The sequence below is a fragment of the Streptomyces sp. NPDC039736 genome (assembly GCF_055596485.1).
On the sequence record NZ_JBVIUQ010000003.1, the window covers coordinates 95,396 to 114,206 of the forward strand.

Sequence of the window (18,811 nt, forward strand, 5' to 3'; positions counted from 1 at the left end):
CCAGGCACCTCGTGGATGATCCAAAAAGCCGGAGGGTTAGCATATGAGCACCGCCTAGCTCGAAAGAGAAGAAGCCTGTGACTGCCAACGACGTCAACGCCGACTCGTTCACCCTCTGGAAGCACCGCGAGGAAATCGCGGAGTCGATGATCCCCGTGATCGGGAAGCTGCACCGGGAGCGTGACGTCACGGTCCTGATCCACAGCCGGTCCCTGGTGAACAAGTCGGTGGTGAGCATCCTCAAGACCCACCGCTTCGCCCGCCAGATAGCCGGCGAGGAGCTCTCGATCACCGAGACCCTCCCCTTCCTCCAGGCGCTGACCACCCTCGACCTGGGTCCCTCGCAGATCGACATCGGCCTCCTCGCCGAGATGTACCGCGCCGACGACCGCGGCCTGTCGATCGAGGAGTTCACCGCCGGGGCCGTCGCCGGAGCCACCGGCGCCAACAAGATCGAGCGCCGCGAGTCCCGCGACGTCGTGCTCTACGGCTTCGGACGCATCGGGCGGCTGCTGGCCCGCCTGCTCATCGAGAAGGCCGGTTCCGGCAACGGGCTGCGGCTGCGCGCCATCGTCGTCCGCAAGGGCAAGGGCCAGGACCTGGTGAAGCGCGCCTCGCTGCTGCGCCGCGACTCCATCCACGGCCAGTTCCAGGGCACGATCACCGTCGACGAGGACAACGACACGATCATCGCCAACGGCAACGTCATCAAGATGATCTACTCCGACGACCCGACGCTCGTCGACTACACGGAGTACGGCATCAAGGACGCCATCCTGATCGACAACACGGGCCGCTGGCGGGACCGCGAGGGCCTCTCCCACCACCTGCGTCCGGGCATCTCCAAGGTCGTCCTGACCGCTCCCGGCAAGGGCGACGTCCCGAACATCGTGCACGGCGTCAACCACGACACGATCAAGCCGGACGACGCGATCATCTCCTGCGCGTCCTGCACCACGAACGCGATCGTGCCGCCGCTGAAGGCGATGGCCGACGAGTACGGCGTGCTGCGCGGTCACGTCGAGACCGTCCACTCCTTCACCAACGACCAGAACCTGCTGGACAACTACCACGGCTCCGACCGCCGCGGCCGTTCCGCGCCGCTGAACATGGTCATCACGGAGACGGGCGCCGCGTCCGCCGTCGCGAAGGCGCTGCCGGACCTGAAGGCCCGGATCACCGGCAGCTCGATCCGGGTTCCGGTTCCGAACGTCTCGATCGCCATCCTCAACCTGCGCCTGGCGCGCGAGACCACCCGCGAGGAGGTCCTGGACCACCTGCGCGACGTGTCGCTGAACTCGCCGCTGAAGCGCCAGATCGACTTCATCAGCGCGCCGGACGCCGTCTCCAGCGACTTCGTCGGCTCGCGCCACTCGTCGATCATCGACGCGGGTGCGCTGAAGGTCGAGGGCGACGACGCGATCCTCTACCTCTGGTACGACAACGAGTTCGGCTACTCCTGCCAGGTCATCCGGGTCGTCCAGCACGTCTCGGGCGTCGAGTACCCGACGTACCCGGCGCCGGTGGCCTGACGGCCGGGGCGGCGCGGGTGCGGTGACGGGGGCGGAATCCGACCGGGTTCCGCCCCTTCGCCGTCGCCCGTGCCCGCGCTCTCCGCCCGCCTCCGGCAAAGACCCTGCCGGGGCGGCCGGGGCGGTCACCGGGGACGGGATACGCGGCCCGCGCGTTCCCCTTGCGGGCCGTGGGAAATTCCACTTCCGCGCCGGGCTCCTCCGGCCCTGCGGGCGTGTCCGGTTGCGATACGTTCGGGCGATGCGTTCCTCCCTCTTCCCGCAGTACAGGCGCGGTTTCGTCACCCTGGCCGCAGGCGCGGTCGCCGCCCTCGCCGTGGCTGCCCCCGCGGTGGCGCAGCCCGCGGCGGCGAGGGGCGACAAGCCGCAGACCCCGCCGGCGCAGATGTCCTCCGTCGGCGGCGCCGCCCTCGCCCTGCCGGGGCCGCAGGCCGGCGCGGGCGCGCCCGCGCTGCCGAAGGACCTGTCCTCGCTGTCGTGGATCGTCTCGGACGCCGACAGCGGCGACGTGCTCGCCGCGTCGAACGCGCACTGGCCGCTGCCGCCCGCGAGCACCCTGAAGATGCTCTTCGCGGACACCGTGCTGCCGGTCGTCCCGCACGGGCTCAGCCACACGGTCACCGACGCCGAACTGCGCGGCATCGGCTCGGGCAGCAGCGCGGTCGGCATCCTGCCGGGCCAGCGGTACACGACGGACGACCTGTGGCGGGGCGTGTTCCTGCGCTCGGGCAACGACGCCGTGCACGTGCTCGCCGCGATGAACGGCGGCGTCGACAAGACGGTCGCCGACATGCAGAAGCGGGCGGACGCGCTGGGCGCGAAGGACACCCATGTGCGCAGCCCCGACGGCTATGACGCGCCGGGCCAGGTCTCGTCGGCGTACGACCTGTCGCTGTTCCTCCGCGCGGGCCTGAAGAACGCGGACTTCAAGGAGTTCTGCTCGACGGCCGAGGCGAAGTTCCCCGGCGGCCCCTCCACCAAGGGCAAGCCGTTCGCGATCTCCAACACCAACCGGATGCTGTCGGGCATCGGCGGCGTGCCGAAGTACCCCGGTCTGATCGGCGGCAAGAACGGCTACACCTCGCACGCGGGCAACACCCTCGCCGAGGCGGCCACCCGCGACGGCCGGACGCTGCTGGTGACGGTGATGAACCCGCAGACGAAGAAGCGCGACGAGGTGTACGTCGAGATGGCGAAGCTCCTCGACTGGGGTTTCCAGGCGGTCGGACGCACCAAGCCGATCGGCAGCCTCGACCAGAACTCCCCGGCCGCCGCCGACTCCTCGTCGGCGGGGACCGCCGCGGGGGTGAAGACCCCGGGCGACGCGGCCGACGGGTCGATGGGCGCGCTGGGCTGGACGGGCCTCGGGGCGGTCGTGGTGGTCGCGGGCGGCGCGATCGCGTTCGCGCTGAAGCGGCGGCGGGCCGGGGAGAGCGCGGAGTAACACGTTCCGCCCCGCGGGCCGCGGGTCACGCCGCGGGCAGTTCCACCGTGACGCGCAGGCCCCCGTCCTCGCGCGCCGCGAGGGTGAGCGTCCCGTCGTGCACCCGGGCGATGGTCTTGACGATCGCGAGTCCGAGCCCGACGCCCGCGTGGTCGCCGCGTACGCGCTCGGTGCCGCGCTGGAACGGTTCGGTGAGCAGCGGGACCAGCCGCGGGCTGACCCGCTGCCCGGTGTTCTCGACCGTGAGCAGCACGGTGCGGGGGCGGACCTCGGTGCGGACGCGGACCGTGCCCCCGGCGGGCAGGTTGTGCACGATCGCGTTCTGCACGAGGTTCACGGTCAGTTGCAGCAGCAGTGCGGGCGAGCCGTTCGCGAGGGCGATCTCGCCGTCCGTCGTCACGCCGACGCGGTGTTCCTCGGCGAGCGGCAGGAGCGTTTCGGCGGCCTCCTCCGCCAGGAGCGACAGATCGACCTCCTCCCGTACGAACGACCGCTGCTCGGCGCGGCTGAGCAGGAGCAGCGCCTCGGTGAGGTCGATCGCCCGGGTGTTCACGGCGTGCAGGCGGCCGATGACCTCGCCGGTGTCGCAGTGCGGGTCGGAGCGGGCCACGTCCAGGAGCGTCCGGGAGATCGCCAGCGGGGTGCGCAGCTCGTGCGAGGCGTTGGCGGCGAACCGGCGCTGCTCGGCGACGTGCGCCTCAAGGCGCTCCAGCATGCCGTCGAAGGCGTCGGCGAGTTCGCGGAACTCGTCCCTGCGGCCCGGCATCCGGATGCGGTGGGAGAGCGATCCGGTGCTCACCGTGCGGGCGGCGTCGGCGATGCGGTGCAGCGGGGCGAGCATCCGGCCGGCGAGGAACCAGCCGCCCAGCAGGCCGAAGACCAGGAGGAACACCATGACGGCCGCCGCCGTCGGGGCGAATCCCTGGAGGAAGTCGGTGCCCGGGGTGGCCGTCCAGGCCCCCGCCGCGTTGGTCTGCAGCCATCCCTTGCGCAGGAGGACCAGCCCCATGGCGGCCAGCAGCAGGCCGCCGGCGAGCATGAGGAATCCGGCGTAGCTGAGGGTGAGTTTGAGGCGCGCGCTCATGCCGGGCCGCCGGTCCACGGTCCACTTCCCTCGGGTCGGGTGCCCGGAGCCCTCCTGGACCCGGACGACGAAGCTCGCAGGCCACGAACCATGAGGCCACGAGGCCACGAGGCCACGAGGCCACGAGGAGGCTATGAGGCCGCGAGCCCACGAGTCTTCGAGGCTACGAGCCGCCGCCTATCGGGCGCATATCGAAAACCCGATACGCACCGGCGACACGGCGCCGGGTGGACTGTCGGCATGAAGCTCACCCCGCCCTTGACGGAACCGGCCTCCGCCGCGTCCCCCACCACCGCCACCGACCCCGCCGCCGCTCCGGTGCGGGACGCCGCCGCCGGTCCCCGGCGGCGCGGCCGGGTGCTCGCGGTCCTGGCCCTGGCGGCCGGGGCGCTGATGGCGCTGCACGCGTGGATACCCGACGTCGGGGGCCTGGGCAGCCTGGTGGAGAGCTTCCTGCCGTGGTGGGGCGCGGTCGTCGCGGTGCTGCTGGTCCTCGCGGTCCTGCGCCGCTCGGCCACCGCGCTGGTCGCCCTGCTGCTGCCGGTCACGGTGTGGCTGAGCCTCTTCGGCGGGCTGCTCGTCGACAAGTCGGGCCCGGCCGGCACGCTGACGGTGGCCAGTCACAACGTCGGCGCGGCGAACCCGGACCCGGCCGGCACCGCCCGCGCCCTCGCGGCCTCCGGCGCGGACGTCCTGGCCCTGGAGGAGATCACGGCGCAGGCCAGAGGAACGTACGAGAGGGAACTCGCCGGGACCTACCCGCACCACACCGTCCTCGGCACGGTCGGGCTGTGGAGCAGGCTGCCGCTGTCGGACGTGCGGCCCGTGGACACCGCGGTGGACGCCGGGCCGCTGGGCGACGCCAAACCGGAGTCGGCCAGGCTGCCCCACAACCGGGCCCTGCGCGCCACCGTCACCACCGATCGCGGGCCGCTGGCGGTGTACGTCGCCCATCTGGGGTCGGTGCGGGTCACCCCCCGGACGGGGTTCTGGACGGACGCGCGCAACCGGAACGCCGAGGCACTCGGCGAGGCGCTCGCCGCGGAACGCGGCGAGCGGGTGGTGCTGCTGGGCGACCTCAACGGCACGGTGGACGACCGGGCGCTGAGCGGCATCACCTCGCGGCTGCGCCCGGCGCAGGAGGAGGCGGGCGACGGCTTCGGCTTCACCTGGCCCGCGTCGTTCCCGGTGGCGCGGATCGACCAGATCCTGGTGCGGGGCGTGCAGCCGTCGCGGGCCCGGGTGCTGGCGGCGACGGGCAGCGACCACCTTCCGGTCGCCGCCGAGCTGCGCTGGTGACCCCCGGGCGGCCGGCCGTGTGCGGTGACGGGGTGGCGCGTCTGGGCCATCGGAGCGACGGGCCCGGCCGGGCGCTTTGACTTCCGCCGGGAGCGGGAAGGTCCGCAGCTCAGCCCGGATGCCACGCTCCCGACCGGAGGTCCGATGTCCCGCGCTCCCCGATCCCGCAGGGTCCTGCTCCCCGCCGCCGTCTCCACCGCGCTCACCGCCGCGCTGCTCACCGCGGCCGCCCCGCCCGCTGCCTCGTACGACGTGGTGGGTCCCGCCTGGCGGGACCCCGACATCACCTGGCGGATCGTCGAGTACAGCCAGCGGGAGTCGCTGCGGGGCAAGCAGCGCCAGGTGGAGCGGCTGGTGGGCCGGGCGATGAACGAGTGGTCCAAGGCCAGCCGGAAGATCCGCTTCCGGAAGGTCGGCGGCGGGCACGCGGACATCGAGATCCGCTTCGTGACCCGCGCCGACCGGATCGCCACGCCGCACGACGCCTCCTTCAGGTCGCCGTTCGACGGGCCGGGGGGCGTGGTGGCCTACGCGTTCTTCCCGCCGTACGGGGACCTGTACTTCGACGACGAGGAGAACTGGGACCTCACCCCGCCCGCCCGGCGCCGCGCGCTCCCGCAGGCTTCGGGCAGCCGGGGGCAGGACCTCTACCAGTCGGCACTGCACGAGCTCGGGCACAGCATCGGCCTCGGGCACAGCGACGACCCGCGGTCCGTCATGCAGGCCGACGTGACGGGCCGCCACTTCCTGGGCCGGGACGACGTACGGGCGGTGCGCGCCCTGTACGAGCGTCGCCCGCGCACCCGGTAGGCCCCCGCCCCAGCGGGGCGGCCCGGCACGGTTCAGCTCAGCTGCCGTACGGACATGAGCAGGTGACGGTGGTCCCCGGACGCGGTGTCGTCCTGCGCCGGTATGCCGCTGAGCAGGGCCCGCTGGCCGGGGCCGAGCAGTTCGAAGCGCACCTGCGGGGCGGTGAAGGAGCCCAGGGCGTCCGCGAGGTAGGCCGGGTTGAAGGCGACGGCCACGTCCTGGGCGCCGGTCAGGTCGGCGGCGACCTCCTGGGCCGCGACGTCGTCCTCGTAACCGGCCTGGAGCAGGACGGTGCCCCGGGCGGAGAAGTCGAGGCGGACCGGGCTGTTCGGCTCCGCCACGACGGCGACCCGGCGTACCGCGTCGGCGAGCAGGGCGCGCGGGACCACCGCGACGGCCGGGTCCTTCAGGGCGAACAGCTTGTCGTAACGCGGCAGCCGGCCGTCCAGCAGCCGCACGGTCGTGCGTATCCCGGCGCCCTCGAAGGAGACCAGTCCGCCACCGGTGCCGCCCGGGCCGCTGAGCCCGACCCGGACGAGGCCGGACCCGGCCAGGGCGCGGGCGATGTCGGCGAGCCGACGGCCGGGGACCACCACCTCCACCGCCTCCCCCTTCTCCCCGGCCTTCTCCCCGGCGTCGCCCGCGTCGGGCTTCCACTCCAGCGTCCGCACGGCGTAGCGGTAGCGGTCCGAGGCGGTCAGCGTCAGCCCGGGGCCGTCCAGCCGCAGGCCCACCCCGGTGAGAACCGGCAGCGATTCGTCGCGTCCCGCCGCGATCACGACCTGGGCGACCGCCTCCGCGAACGCACCGGCGTCCACCACCCCGCGCGGTTCGGGGAGCTGGGGCAGCGCCGGGTACTCCTCCCTCGGCAGGGTGGAGAGCCCGAAGCGCGTCCCGCCGCCCTCGACGGTGAACCGCGCGCCCTCCAGCGCGCAGCTCACCGCCGTCTCGGGCAGCACCTTGCAGACGTCCAGCAGCCTGCGCCCCAGCACCAGGACCTGCCCGGGCGTCACCGTCTCGGCCGGTACCTCGACGGTCGCCGCCACCTCGTAGTCGAAGCCCGAGATGCGCAGCAGCCCCTCCCCCGCGGTCAGCAGCAGGCCGCCCAGCACGGGCACCGGCGAGCGGGCGGGCAAGGACCTGGCCGCCGCCGTGACCGCGTCGACCAGCACGCCTCTCTCGATCCGGAACTCCATCGATCTTCTCCCCACCGCTGTGCGCCAGTTGATGCACGCACGCTAGACGCCGCCACTGACAACGCCCTCCGACCAGGCTTTTCCGCGACCGGACCGGGGCGGGAGCGGGCGGCCCGTGCCCCGCCGCGCCACCCCGACACGGCGGTCACACGCTTCACCTCCCCTCCACCCTCTGCCCCGCAAAAACCCATCCGTGGGTTTACTCCAGCGAACCCGGGTACTCGCGGTGCACACCGAACTTCCCTCTCCCCCAGGGGAGTTCAGTGGGGGGATTGTCGATCTCATTTCATATGTGGAGGGGTTTGCCGTGAAGGCGAAGTTCATGGTGTCGGCGGTGGCATGCGCGGCTCTGGCCGTGGGGGTCTCGGGGTGCGGCAAGGCCGACGCGCCCGGCTCGTCGGGTTCGCCGGACAAGAAGGCCGCCGAGAAGAAGACCTTCGAGGGGCAGTCCCCCGACCAGATCGCCGACAAGTCGGTCACGGCGACGAAGCAGGCGGATTCCGTACGGATCAGGACGGAGGCCGCCGCGAACGGCCAGTCGGCGGCGTCGGACTACGTCGTCGACACCAAGGGCAACTGTTCGGGCACCAACACCCAGCAGGAGGCCAAGGCGGAGATGCGCCGGGTCGACTCCGTCACCTACCTCAAGGCCAACCAGCAGTACTGGGAGGCCCTCCTCAAGCAGCAGGGCACGGGCGCCAAGGGGCAGAAGGCGACGGCCGCCTTCAAGGACAAGTGGGTGAAGCTGCCCCCGGCCGACGCGAAGGCCGCGCAGGCCGGCTGCGACAAGGACGCGGTGATCGCCCTCTTCGACCGGGACAAGTCCGAGCGCAAGGGCATGACCCGCGCCGAGGACACCCAGGTCGACGGCAAAAAGGCCGCGGTGCTCCAGAAGAAGACCGCCCAGGGCGAGACGATCACGATGTACGTGGCGGCGGAGGACGAGCCGTACATCCTGAAGGTCGAGCAGAAGGGCGGGAAGGCTCCGGTCACGACGACCTTCACGGACTACGGCAAGCCGGTGGACGCGAAGGCCCCGCCGGCGGGCGAGGTCGTGGACCCGCAGAAGCAGCAGAAGGGCGGGGCGGCGGCCTCGTAGGCACACGGTGTGCACGGCATTGACGGGCCCGGGGCGTTCCAGGAACCCCCGGGCCCGTCGATGCCGTCACGGTGCCGCGCACGGAACGGGCTTCGCGGGCGACCGGATGCCGCGCGGCGTGCCGCAGCGGGGCCGACGGGTCGTTCGGAGCGGTTTCACGGGGCGGGAGCGCAGGCGGGGCGGCGGCCCGGGACGGCGGGCCGAAACCAAGGCGGGTACAGGGGTCAGTCAGTACAGGGGCCGGTGCAGGGGTCAGGCGGCGGCCGGGGCCGCGGTGCGCAGCGCCTGGCGGACCACGATGGCGTTCAGGCGGATGCGGTACGGGGCGACGTCGGTCAGGGCGAGGGCCCCCGCGGCCGCCTTGTCGAGGCCGACCGTGACGTCGATGCAGAAGGCGATGCCGTAGAGGTCCTGCCCGCCCTGGAGGGCGAAGAAGAGGTCACGGTAGTAGCTGGTGCGGCCGGGGGCCTCCTCGTAGTAGGCCAGGCCCTGCGCCCCCTCCTGGTCGGCGAGGCCCGTGAAGGCGGCCTCCAGCTCCCGTTCGACGGTGGGCCAGAACGCCGCGTCGGCGAACTCGGGCGGAAGTGCCTGCCGTACGGCCTCCTTGAGGGAGAGCGCCATCACGGCGACGGGCGCGGTCTCCTGGAGGCCCCAGCCCCGTACCAGCTTCACGATCGAGCTGTCGGGGATCGCGGCGGCGGCCTCCCGGATGTGGCCGAAGTCGAAGTTGACGGTCGCGGGCGCGATGGCGGCCTGGAAGAGCCGGTCCATCGCCCGCGCCTGGCCCAGGTGTTGGGGGTCCACGTCCGTGACGGTCTTGAAGGTTGCGGTCATCCTCGTGGTTTCTCCTTGTGCGATGTCTCTGGTGCGGGGATCTCCTGTACGGGGACCGCGGGGGCTTCCCCGGCGGTCAGGAGCCGGGCCAGTATGCCGGGCGGCTTCCGGCCGTCCGGCAGGCGGGGAGGCCGCCGGGCCGGGGCGGCGCGGTCACCGGTGCGCGGGCCGTGCGCGGAAGCGCTCTATGATCAGCCCCTTCCCCCGCCCCGCCGCCCCTCTGGAGCACGCAGTGAAGACAGGCGATCACATCGTCCAGGAACTCCCCTGGAAGTGGGGTGTCCAGGGGAAGATCTTCGTGATCGGCGGCCTCGGCTACCTCTTCGACGCCTACGACATCGCCCTCAACGGCTTCCTGATGCCCCTGGTCGGCAAGGAGTTCGGCCTGAGCGTCGCCGAGCGCGGGCTGGTGGCCACCGCGAACCTCGTCGGGATGGCGGTCGGCGCGGTCGCCTGGGGTTCGGTGGCCGACCGGATCGGCCGCAAGAAGGCGTTCGGCGTCACGCTGCTGATCTTCGCGGTGTTCTCGGTCCTGGGCGCGCTCTCGCCGTCGTACTGGGTCTTCCTGGTGCTGCGCTTCCTCGCCGGGATCGGCCTGGGCGGCTGCATCCCGGTCGACTACGCGCTGGTCAGCGAGTTCTCACCGCGCAAGTACCGGGGGCGGATCCTCACCGCGCTGGACCTGTGGTGGCCGATCGGGGTGACCCTGTGCGGGCTCGTCTCGACGGCGATGCTGCCGCTGGACGGCAACTGGCGCTGGATGCTCTTCACCATGACGCTGCCCGCGCTGCTGCTGTTCTGGGTGCGGCGCGGCGTCCCCGAGTCGCCCGTCTACCTCTCGGGCAAGGGCCGCGAGGCGGAGGCGCGCTCCGTCATCGACGACCTGGTGGCCCGCACCGGCGCACCTGTCGAACCGTACGGAATTCCACGACCGCCCGCCGCTCCGCGCACCCGCGGCGTCGCGGCGGCGGCCGAACAGCTCCGGCTGATCTGGTCGTTCAGCCCGCGCGTCACCTCGGCGGTGTGGCTGATGTTCGCGACGGTCCTGCTGGTCTACTACGCGGCGCTGAGCTGGATGCCGTCCATCCTGAAGGCGGAGGGCCAGGCCGACACCGCCGCCTTCACCGGTACGACGCTGATGGCCGGGCTCGGGATCCTGGGCGTGCTCGTGTCGACCGCGCTGGTGGACGTCGTCGGGCGGAAATGGCTGATCGGGGTGAGCGCGCCGCTGGCGACCGCGGCGCTGGTGGTGTTCGCGCTCGTACGGGAGCGGGAGACCGCGCCGCTGGTGGCGATCGGCGCCTTCGGCTTCCTGATCCAGTTGGCGATTCCGGCGCTGTACGCGTACGCGTCCGAGCTGTACCCGACCGCGCTGCGGGCCACCGGCTTCGGCTGGGCCTCCTCGGTGAGCCGCTCGCTGACCGGGTTCGCGCCGCTGCTCTTCGGGACGGTGCTGTGGCCGGTGCTCGGGCTGCCGTGGACGTTCGGGGTCCTCACCGTGGCGGTGCTGCTGGCGATGGGGTGGATGGCGGTGGCGGCCCCGGAGACGAAGGGCCGGGAGCTGGCGCACGCCTAGCAGGGCCGGGCCGATGGCCTGGTCACCGGGCGGGAAGGTCTTCGGGAAGGCACCGGGGAACGAGCGACGGCGCGGGGAACGAGCGACGGCGGCCCGCCCCCTCCCCCGATGGTGAGGACGGACCGTCGCGGCCCCGTCGGATACGCCGCCCGCGTCGCGTCCGGCCGGGGCGTACCGCTGGGGAAGAAGTTACGGACGGTAAGCCCTCGGTGCGTCCCACCAGGGGTTGATCTCCTCTCCACCCAGCGTGGCAGTTTCGGCCGCCTCTGCAACTTCCGTGGTATGCCGCCCGGTTGACGTGCGCCCGGACCTGCGGGATTACGCTGCGACGATGCTCCGGTTCCGCCCTCCTCGCGCCGATCTCCTGCTGGCCCTCGCGCAGACCACCGTGGCCGTGCTGCTCGGGCAGGAGTCCGTCACGCAGGGGCGGCCCGCGCTCGATCTCGCCGGGTACGTGCTGCTGGGCCTGGTGAACCTGCCGACCGCCTTCCGCGCCTGTGCGCCGGTCGCGGTCTGCCTGCTCGTGCACACGGCGTGGATCGTCTACATCACCGCCGGGTACTGGCCCGTCGCGGGCAGTTTCAGCCCCATGCTCGCCGTCTACACCGTCGCCTCCCTGCGCCCGCTGCGGACCTCCGTGGCCTGCACGGTGCTGATGGGTGCGGTGTGGGTGTACGCGGGCCTGCTCGATCCGCGCTCCTCGATGGCCGCCGTCGTGGCGCAGGCGATCGTGTGGCCGGCGGCGCTGTGGCGGTTCGGGGTGGTGGCGCGCAGGTCGGCGAAGCTGGCCCGCAGACTGCGCGAGGAGCAGGAGGAGCGGGCCCGCCGGGAGGTCTACGAGGAACGCGGCCGGATCGCCCGGGAGCTGCACGACGTCGTCGCCCACCACATGTCGGTGATATCCGTGCAGTCGGGGCTCGCCCAGTTCGTCTTCGCGTCCGACCCGCCGACCGCGCGGGCGGCCCTGGGCACCATCGCCGACACCAGCGCGGAGGCGCTGGAGGAGATGCGCCGGATGCTGCGTCTGCTGCGCGCGCCCGACGACCGGGACGGCGAGAACCCGCCGGACGCCCCCATGCCGGGCCTGGCCCGGCTCGCGGAGATGGTCGAGCGGGTACGGGCCGGGGGCGTGCCGGTGGAACTGCGGGTCAGCGGCACCGAGCGTCCGCTCGCCCCCGGGGTGGGGCTGTGTGCGTACCGGGTGGTGCAGGAGGCGCTCACGAACGTACTGAAACACGCGCCCGGTGCGCCCACCCTCGTGGAACTGCGGTACGGGCCGCAGCAGGTGACGGTGCTGGTCGTGAACGCGGAGCCCGGCGCGGGAGAGGGGGTGATTCCGGCCAAGGTTGTGGGGGGAACCGGTCATGGGTTGATCGGGATGCGGGAGCGGGCCAAGCTCTACGGCGGAACGATCAGCATCGGCCCGCGCGGCGGCGCAGGCGGTTACGAGGTCCGCCTCGACCTGCCGACCTCGCCCCGGACCGTACGACCGGAGGACGACCGCGAGCGATGAACGGACGGCGGGCCCGATGAACGCCCAGGAGGCGGTGAGAGTCCTGGTCGTCGACGACCAGTTCCTGATCCGGGCCGGCCTGGTGGGGCTGCTGCGCGCGGCCCCCGGTTTCGAGGTGGTCGGCGAGGCCGCCGACGGGGCCGAGGCCGTCGAACTGGCGGCCGCGCTGCGCCCTGACGTCGTCCTGATGGACATCCGGATGCCCGGCATGAGCGGCATCGTGGCCACCGGCAAGATCCTCGCGGCGGCCGAGGACCCGCCGCCGCGCGTCCTTGTGCTGACGACGTTCGATCTCGACGAGTACGTGTACGGCGCGCTGCGCGCGGGGGCTTCGGGCTTCCTGCTGAAGGACTCGGGGCCCGAGCGGCTGCTGGCGGCGATCCAGGCGGTGCGCGGCGGGGACTCGCTGTTCGCGCCGAGCGTCACCCGGCGGCTGGTGGAGTCCTTCGCGGTACGGGCGCAGGACGGCGACCCCCCGGACCTGCCGGCGCAACTGCCGCCGGACCTGGAGCAGCTGACGGGGCGCGAGGTGGAGGTATTGCGGATGGCGGCGCGCGGGCTGTCGAACGCGGACATCGCCGAGCTGCTCTTCATCAGCGGGGCGACGGTCAAGACGCACCTCAACCGGGCGATGACCAAGCTGAACCTGGCCAGCCGGGCGCAGGTGGTGGTGATGGCGTACGAGACGGGGCTGGTGCGGCCGGGCGGGGCGTGAGGCCGCGGACGGCGTCGGGCCGGCTCGGGGACCGGACTTCCGGACGGCTCCCGGACGGCTACGACGTCATGAGGACTCGGATATCGGTTCCGCGCCGTGACCGGTGAGGTGGTCCCGCGTGCCGGTGATCTGGAGCAGCCGCTCCAGCGCGGGCGCGCGGTGGTCGAGGTGCAGCCCGATGCCGGCGGCCGTGGTGACGCGGTGGACCATGAGCAGCACCGACAGGCCCATCGAGTCGACGGCGGCCAGTTCGGCGCAGTCCAGCCGGAGCACGCGCAGCCCGGGACGCCCGGCCAGCTCCTCGCGGACGACGTCCAGGAGCAGGTCGGCGTGGTCGTAGTCCAGGTCGCCGCGCAGGGCGAGGTGGAGCGTGCGCTCGTCTTCGGGGCCGGTGGTGAGGCGCAGCGGATTCGGGCGGATCGAGTGCGAGGGCGTCGTCGTCATGCGGGCTTTCCGGGCCGGAGCTGATGGGGGGAGGGGGTACGGGAGTCGCTGGGCGGTTCGGTTCGTCGCGGGAGGTACGTGGTCGCTCGGCCACGGTGGGGGGCGCTCACCGGGGCATCAGGCCCTCCGCCGCGAGGGCGAGGAAGCGGGTGGCGCGGGTGAAGTCCCGCAGTTCCTCGCCGAGGACGTCGAGCGCGGGACGCAGGGAGACGGCCGGGACGCCCCGGGCCTCCAGGATTCCGGCGGTCCAGTGCAGGAACCCGGTGAACAGCTCCGGGTCGTCGGTGTAGAGCGCGGTGGCCAGGAAGCTGACGATCTGGGCGAGGTCCTCGGCGGTGTGCTCGCGCTGCCGGTCCGTGTACGTCCGCATGGCCGGGTAGCGCTCTTCGAGGCCGGTGAAGGCGGCCTTGACCAACTCGGCGTGGGTGCGGGCGACCATCGTGTACTCCTGGTCGGCCAGGTGCGGCAAGTCGTCCAGGGGCTGGTGGCCGTGCTGGGGGTCCGGCAGCCGGTCGGCGTCCAGGAGGTCGGCGGCGGCGCGGGCGTCGAGGGCCCAGGCGTCCGCGCCGAGCAGGCGCGCGTAACGGCCCTCGGGACCGAAGGCGGCCCCGCCGACCAGCACGGGCACGCCGGTGGCCTGGCAGGCGGTGATGGTGGCGTGGGCGGTGGGCAGCCGGGTGGCGATGGAGCTGGACAGGGCGACGACCTGGGTCGCGGACCGGTGCAGGTGGCTGATCAGGTGCGGGGCGGGGACCTGGGCGCCGAGGTAGTCGACCTGCCAGCCGCGCAGCTTGAGCACCTCGGCGAGGATCCGGGCGGGCAGCGCGTGCCACTCGCCGTCCACGCAGGCCACGGTGATGCGGCCCTTGCCGGCCGGGGCCTCGGGGCGGGCGCGCGTGGCGGGGGCGGCCAGGGTCCCGGCGCGGCCCGGCGCGTACCGGGCGGCCGCCTCCTGCTGCCCGGCGGGCGGGCGACGGAGGGCGGTGTACTGGGCGAGGGCGGCGACCGCGCGGTCGTTGATGGCGGTGGCGGTGTGTTCCTGGGCGACGTTGATGCGGTTGGCGGCCCACTCGGCGCCGACCTTCGCCTGGACCGGGGCGATGACCTCCAGGAGGACGTCCTCGCCGGGCAGCCCGTCGTCGAGGGCGCTCAGGACGGTGTCGGTGGCCGCGTACTCGTCGCCCGCCGCGACGGCGTCCCACAGCCGGTCCACGTAGACGGCGGCGGCCTGGGGCCGGGTTCTCGCGGCGTGGTCGGACGCGCCGGTACGACCGGTGCCACCGGCGCGGCCGGGCTCACCGGTGCGGCGGGGTCCGCCGACGTGTCCGGGCTCACCGGTGCGACCGGGGGCGATGTGCGGGCTCATGTGCTGAGCCTGCCCCGAGTACGCGGGATCACCGGGGAGCGCGCGATCTCGTACGACGGCTCGCTCCCGGCGGAGTGCGCCCCTTCCCGTCGGCGGTCGGCCCTGGGCGCCGAGATGACGAGGACGGCCATGTCGTCGTGGCGGCCGCCGCCCACCCACTGCGAGGCCAGCATCTGGATGCGCTCCACGACCGCCTCGGCGGGCATCCCGGCGCACTCCGCGAGGGCCGCCTTCAGCCGGTCCTCGCCGAACATGGCGTCGCCCAGCGGGCCGCCGCGCGCCTCGGTGATGCCGTCGGTGTAGAGCACGCAGCTCTCGCCCGGCCCCAGCACGGCCTCCACGGTGCGGGTCGGCACCCGGGGCATCGCGCCGACCAGGGTGCCGCTGGTGGCGGTCTCCTCGACGGTGCCGTCGGCCCGTACGAGCAGGGGCGCGGGGTGTCCGGCGCTGCTGAGCCGCAGCCGTACGCGCTCCTGCTCGCGCACGGCGGAGGCCAGCACCAGGGTGGCGAACCGGGCGTGGTGGGAGTTGAGCAGCGCCCCGTTGAGGAGGTCGATGACGCGCTGGTGGTCGTCGGCCATGGGCAGCAGGGCGTGCAGGGTGTTGCGGATCTTGCCGGTGAGGACGGCCGCGTCGAGCCCCTTGCCGCAGACGTCGCCGAGCACGGCGAGGGAGGCCTCGCCCTCGACGGCGGCCGGGTGCACGTCGTAGAAGTCGCCGCCGACGCGCTCGGTGTCCTGGGAGGGCCGGTAGCCACCCGCGAACTCCATGCCGGCGACCTGGCGCAGCACCGGCGGGAGCAGTTCGCGCATCAGGGTCTCGGTGATGGCCGACTGCTCGGCGTACAGCCGGGCCGCCGACATCGCGGCGCCGGCCCGCGAGGCGAAGAGCCGGGCGAAGACCTCCTCCTCCTCAGTGAAGGCGCCGGCCCCGCCGGTACGGCGCAACAGGATGAGCGCGCCCGCCGGAACCCCGTGTCCGGGCAGCGGCGTCACGACGATCGAGCCGACCTCGCCGAACCCCTCGGGAACCACCCACCCGGGAGCCGCGGCGGGGTCGATCCACCGCGACGGCACGGGCGGGAAGCCCTGGAGGGCCTCCCCCAGCCCCGGCACCTCGTGCGGGTCGGCGGTCTGGAGCGAGCGCACCGGGCTGCCGCCGCGCACGCACTCCACGGCGGGCAGCCGGTGCCCGCTGGCCGGCGCGACCACCAGGGCCGCGTCGGCCAGGTGCTCGGCGGCGAGCTGGGCGGTGGCGTCCATGCAGCGGTCGAGGTTGAGGGAGGACAGCAGCCGGTTCGACGCCTGCGTGAGGAAGGCGGTGCGCTCGCGCTCCAGCCGCAGGGCCCGCCGGGCGAGCACCTGGTCGGTGTCGTCGACGAACCACCACACGACACCGCTGCCGTCGTCCGTCCTGCTGGGATGCGCTTCGAAGGTACGGTCCCCCACCGACCCGCGCACGGCGTCGCCGGGGCGCTCCCGGTGCGCCCGCAGGAGCCAGTCCGGGGCCACCTCTGCGAGGGGACGGCCCGCACAGGTGCCCGCGAAGAGAGCTTCGGCGGCGTCGTTGGCGCGGCGTACGGTGTCACGGTCGTCCACCACGAGGGCGGGATAGGGCGCGGTGCGCCACGCTCCGTCGTCGTGGCGAGTGGCGCCGGAGCCGGGCGTGCCGGCCTGCGATGTGCCTGCCTGCTGTGCGGAAGTCACCAAACGTAGAAGGCCCGCTGCGCGGGCCCCTCACCTCATCGAGTAGAGGAAAAAGTCCGAGGCGACCAAAGGTTGCCTCATGACAACACTCCTTCATTGACAACCTTTCTGGCAACCCGCCCCGTGTGAGGACGGCCGCCCGCATGTGAAGGTCTCCGGCGGACGGGCCGCGATTCCCGGCCGGTACTGGCGCTCCGCCAGACCGCTTGCGGGCCCGGTGCCAGGCGTCAGGCGTCAGGCGTCAGCGTCTTCGTAGTACGCCATCCCGATGCCGAGGGTGCTCCGGGCGGGGAGCAGTCCGGTGGAGACGATGTCGAGCACGAGGGGCGAAAGGAGCTCCGGGAGCCGGGCGGCCTCGCCGGGCGTGAGGGCGTCCCAAGGGGCGAGGGCGAGTCGGTCGGTGAGGTGTTCGACGGCGGTACGGACGCGGCGGCCGGCGTCGGTGGCGGTGCCGTCGGCCGCCAGCAGGCCGCGCGCGGCGAGCCGGTGGCACGCGGCGTCCCACTCCGCCTCCTCCCATCGCCTGCTGTCGAACACCTCGCGCGGGGCGGCGCCGGCCGCCGCGTGCGAGACGAGCGACTCGACGGAGCCGATGCCGTGGGCCTGGAGAGCGGCGAGGTGCCCGTCGCCCCGGTGCTCGCGCAGGACGGTGGCGGCCTGCCAGAGGACCAGGTGCGGGGCGTCCGGCCAGGGCAGTGCGGCGTTGGCGGCGGCCAGGGGGCGTCCGGCGGTGTCCGCCGCCCGGGCGGCACGGCGCACCAGGTCCGCCGCTTCCCGCAGCTCCGGGGAGTCGATCCGGTCGCCGAGCAGCCTGCGCAGGGCACGGTCGACGGCTTCGCCCCGGGCGGCCAGCACCCGCTCGGGGGTGGCGGTCCGCCGGGCCGGGGTGACGTATCTCTCCACCATGCGCGGGCTGAAGCTGTAGAAGAGCGCGGTGACCAGGTGCGGACCGACCGGGCCGAGGGGCGCGGCGCGGTAGGCGAAGTAGGAGGGCCACCGCTCGTCGACGGCGTGGCCGAGGCGCTCGGCGGCCTCGAAGGCCTCCGCCGCGTAGTAGACGGTGGCGTGCACGGGCTCCAGCAGCTTCCACAACTGCCGGGCGGTGCTCGGACGGTGGGTCATCTCGGGTCCTCCGGGGCTCGCGTGCGGCGCGGGCGCCGACATCTTGTCGCTGCCTGGATGGCATCCCACCGCCCCCGACCCCATCTTGTCAATGCCTACTTTCCATCGCCAAGATCCGCGGAGTAGGATCCGCCCATGGCCGCACCGCACCACACCGCGTACCACCACGGAGACCTCCGCCGGGCGGTCCTGAGCGCCGCGCTGGAGGTCATCGCGAGCGAGGGCGTCGCCGCGGTCAGCCTCCGCGACCTCGCACGCCGCGCCCGGGTCTCGCACGCCGCGCCCGCCCACCACTTCAAGGACAAGGCCGGACTGCTGACCGCGATCGCCGTCGAGGGCTTCGGCCTGCTGGCCGCCGCCGTCGGCGCGGTACCGGCGGACGCCCCGCACCGGCTGCGCGAACTGGGCGCGGCGTACGTGGAGTTCGCGCTCGCCCACCCGGCGCACTTCGAGGTGATGTTCCAGCCCCGGCTGCTGCACGCCGGCGCCCCGGAACTCATTGCCGCCAAGGAGCGCGCGTACGCCGTCCTGCGCACGGACGTCGAGAACTCCCCCGACGCCCGGCATACCCCGGACGCCCGGCGGGCGGCGCTGTCCGCCTGGTCGCTCGCGCACGGTTTCGCCACGCTGCGACTGAGCGGCAGCGCACCGGAGCTGGACGCCGACCCGGCGGCCACCTTCCGCAGCCTGGTCGCCCCGCGAGTTCCGTAGCCCCTTCCACTCCCCCGGAGAATCCCGATGCCCGAGCAGCCGGCGACGCCATGGTTCTCCGCGCGCACGATCTACAGGCACCACGACCTGCACACCTACGAGGAACGTGTCACGCTCTGGCACGTCGCCGACTTCGACGCGGCGACGGCCGCCGCCGAGCAGGAGGCCGAGGAGTACTGCGCGGCCCTGTCCGGCACGGAGTACCTCGGGCTCGTACAGGTCTACGCGCTCGTCGACGCGGCCCGTCCGGGCCACGGCAGCGAGGTGTACTCCCTGATGCGGGACAGCGAACTCGCCCCGGACGCCTACCTGGACCGGCACTTCGCCACCGGGGGCGAGCGGCAAGGGGGGTGAGCACGG

17 protein-coding genes are annotated in these 18,811 nt (G+C 73.3%); 10 read left to right on the forward strand and 7 right to left on the reverse strand.

The window, feature by feature from the left end; all coding sequences use genetic code 11:
• Nucleotides 1–77 precede the first annotated feature (77 nt).
• Nucleotides 78–1,532, forward strand: coding sequence for a glyceraldehyde-3-phosphate dehydrogenase (locus ACZ56L_RS09840; RefSeq protein ID WP_345219355.1), 1,455 nt, complete (start codon nt 78–80; stop codon nt 1,530–1,532).
• Nucleotides 1,533–1,773: 241 nt separating this feature from the next.
• Nucleotides 1,774–2,976, forward strand: coding sequence for a D-alanyl-D-alanine carboxypeptidase family protein (locus ACZ56L_RS09845; protein ID WP_471062952.1), 1,203 nt, complete (start codon nt 1,774–1,776; stop codon nt 2,974–2,976).
• A 25-nt stretch (nt 2,977–3,001) separates the two neighbouring features.
• Here ACZ56L_RS09845 and ACZ56L_RS09850 read toward each other — a convergent pair whose 3' ends face one another.
• Nucleotides 3,002–4,078 carry a sensor histidine kinase gene (locus tag ACZ56L_RS09850; protein WP_471062954.1) on the reverse strand — a complete coding sequence of 359 codons (1,077 nt, stop codon included), beginning with the start codon at nt 4,076–4,078 and terminating at the stop codon, nt 3,002–3,004.
• A gap of 222 nt (nt 4,079–4,300) precedes the next feature.
• Here ACZ56L_RS09850 and ACZ56L_RS09855 point away from each other — a divergent pair, with 222 nt between their 5' ends.
• Complete coding sequence (locus ACZ56L_RS09855; RefSeq protein ID WP_471062956.1) at nt 4,301–5,359, forward strand: endonuclease/exonuclease/phosphatase family protein; 1,059 nt, start codon at nt 4,301–4,303, stop codon at nt 5,357–5,359.
• Between the two features lie 144 nt (nt 5,360–5,503).
• The gene (locus ACZ56L_RS09860) at nt 5,504–6,169 is read left to right on the forward strand and encodes a matrixin family metalloprotease (RefSeq protein WP_401762617.1); all 666 of its coding nucleotides are present in this window, start codon (nt 5,504–5,506) and stop codon (nt 6,167–6,169) included.
• Between the two features lie 32 nt (nt 6,170–6,201).
• On the opposite strand, the gene dnaN is transcribed toward ACZ56L_RS09860, so the two are convergent.
• On the reverse strand, nt 6,202–7,365 hold the full coding sequence (gene dnaN, locus ACZ56L_RS09865) for a DNA polymerase III subunit beta (protein WP_471062958.1): 1,164 nt from the start codon (nt 7,363–7,365) through the stop codon (nt 6,202–6,204).
• 307 nt (nt 7,366–7,672) lie between these two features.
• On the opposite strand from dnaN, the gene ACZ56L_RS09870 reads away from it, so the two are divergent.
• On the forward strand, nt 7,673–8,464 hold the full coding sequence (locus tag ACZ56L_RS09870) for a hypothetical protein (RefSeq protein WP_471062960.1): 792 nt from the start codon (nt 7,673–7,675) through the stop codon (nt 8,462–8,464).
• A 252-nt stretch (nt 8,465–8,716) separates the two neighbouring features.
• Here the strand turns inward: ACZ56L_RS09870 and ACZ56L_RS09875 are convergent, their stop codons facing one another.
• Entirely contained in the window at nt 8,717–9,298 is a 582-nt protein-coding gene (locus ACZ56L_RS09875) for a Type-2Aa cytolytic delta-endotoxin (protein WP_471062962.1), read from the reverse strand.
• A 232-nt stretch (nt 9,299–9,530) separates the two neighbouring features.
• Between ACZ56L_RS09875 and ACZ56L_RS09880 the strand changes: the two genes are divergently transcribed.
• The 3 genes from ACZ56L_RS09880 (at nt 9,531) to ACZ56L_RS09890 (ending at nt 13,102) form a co-directional block, all read left to right on the forward strand.
• Entirely contained in the window at nt 9,531–10,874 is a 1,344-nt protein-coding gene (locus ACZ56L_RS09880) for an MFS transporter (protein ID WP_471062964.1), read from the forward strand.
• Nucleotides 10,875–11,205: 331 nt separating this feature from the next.
• Nucleotides 11,206–12,387, forward strand: a complete 1,182-nt coding sequence (locus ACZ56L_RS09885) for a sensor histidine kinase (protein ID WP_345219347.1) — start codon at nt 11,206–11,208, stop codon at nt 12,385–12,387.
• Nucleotides 12,388–12,403: 16 nt separating this feature from the next.
• Nucleotides 12,404–13,102 carry a response regulator transcription factor gene (locus ACZ56L_RS09890; protein WP_345219346.1) on the forward strand — a complete coding sequence of 233 codons (699 nt, stop codon included), beginning with the start codon at nt 12,404–12,406 and terminating at the stop codon, nt 13,100–13,102.
• Nucleotides 13,103–13,168: 66 nt separating this feature from the next.
• Here the strand turns inward: ACZ56L_RS09890 and ACZ56L_RS09895 are convergent, their stop codons facing one another.
• The 4 genes from ACZ56L_RS09895 to ACZ56L_RS09910 all read right to left on the reverse strand — a co-directional run bounded on the left by ACZ56L_RS09895 (nt 13,169) and on the right by ACZ56L_RS09910 (nt 17,740).
• Entirely contained in the window at nt 13,169–13,546 is a 378-nt protein-coding gene (locus ACZ56L_RS09895; RefSeq protein WP_471062967.1) for an STAS domain-containing protein, read from the reverse strand.
• A 106-nt stretch (nt 13,547–13,652) separates the two neighbouring features.
• Nucleotides 13,653–14,912 (reverse strand): cobalamin B12-binding domain-containing protein, encoded by a 1,260-nt coding sequence (locus ACZ56L_RS09900; protein WP_471062969.1) that lies wholly within the window; start codon nt 14,910–14,912, stop codon nt 13,653–13,655.
• Nucleotides 14,909–16,618, reverse strand: coding sequence for a SpoIIE family protein phosphatase (locus ACZ56L_RS09905; RefSeq protein ID WP_471062971.1), 1,710 nt, complete (start codon nt 16,616–16,618; stop codon nt 14,909–14,911). The genes ACZ56L_RS09900 and ACZ56L_RS09905 overlap by 4 nt, the downstream gene beginning before the upstream one ends.
• 234 nt (nt 16,619–16,852) lie before the next feature.
• Nucleotides 16,853–17,740, reverse strand: coding sequence for an SCO6745 family protein (locus tag ACZ56L_RS09910; RefSeq protein ID WP_471062973.1), 888 nt, complete (start codon nt 17,738–17,740; stop codon nt 16,853–16,855).
• A gap of 135 nt (nt 17,741–17,875) precedes the next feature.
• On the opposite strand from ACZ56L_RS09910, the gene ACZ56L_RS09915 reads away from it, so the two are divergent.
• Together ACZ56L_RS09915 and ACZ56L_RS09920 are read left to right on the forward strand one after the other, a co-directional pair.
• Nucleotides 17,876–18,451, forward strand: coding sequence for a TetR/AcrR family transcriptional regulator (locus ACZ56L_RS09915; protein ID WP_471062975.1), 576 nt, complete (start codon nt 17,876–17,878; stop codon nt 18,449–18,451).
• 27 nt (nt 18,452–18,478) lie between these two features.
• A complete protein-coding gene (locus tag ACZ56L_RS09920) occupies nt 18,479–18,805 on the forward strand; it encodes a hypothetical protein (protein WP_345219340.1) in 327 nt (108 codons plus the stop codon).
• Nucleotides 18,806–18,811 lie beyond the last annotated feature (6 nt).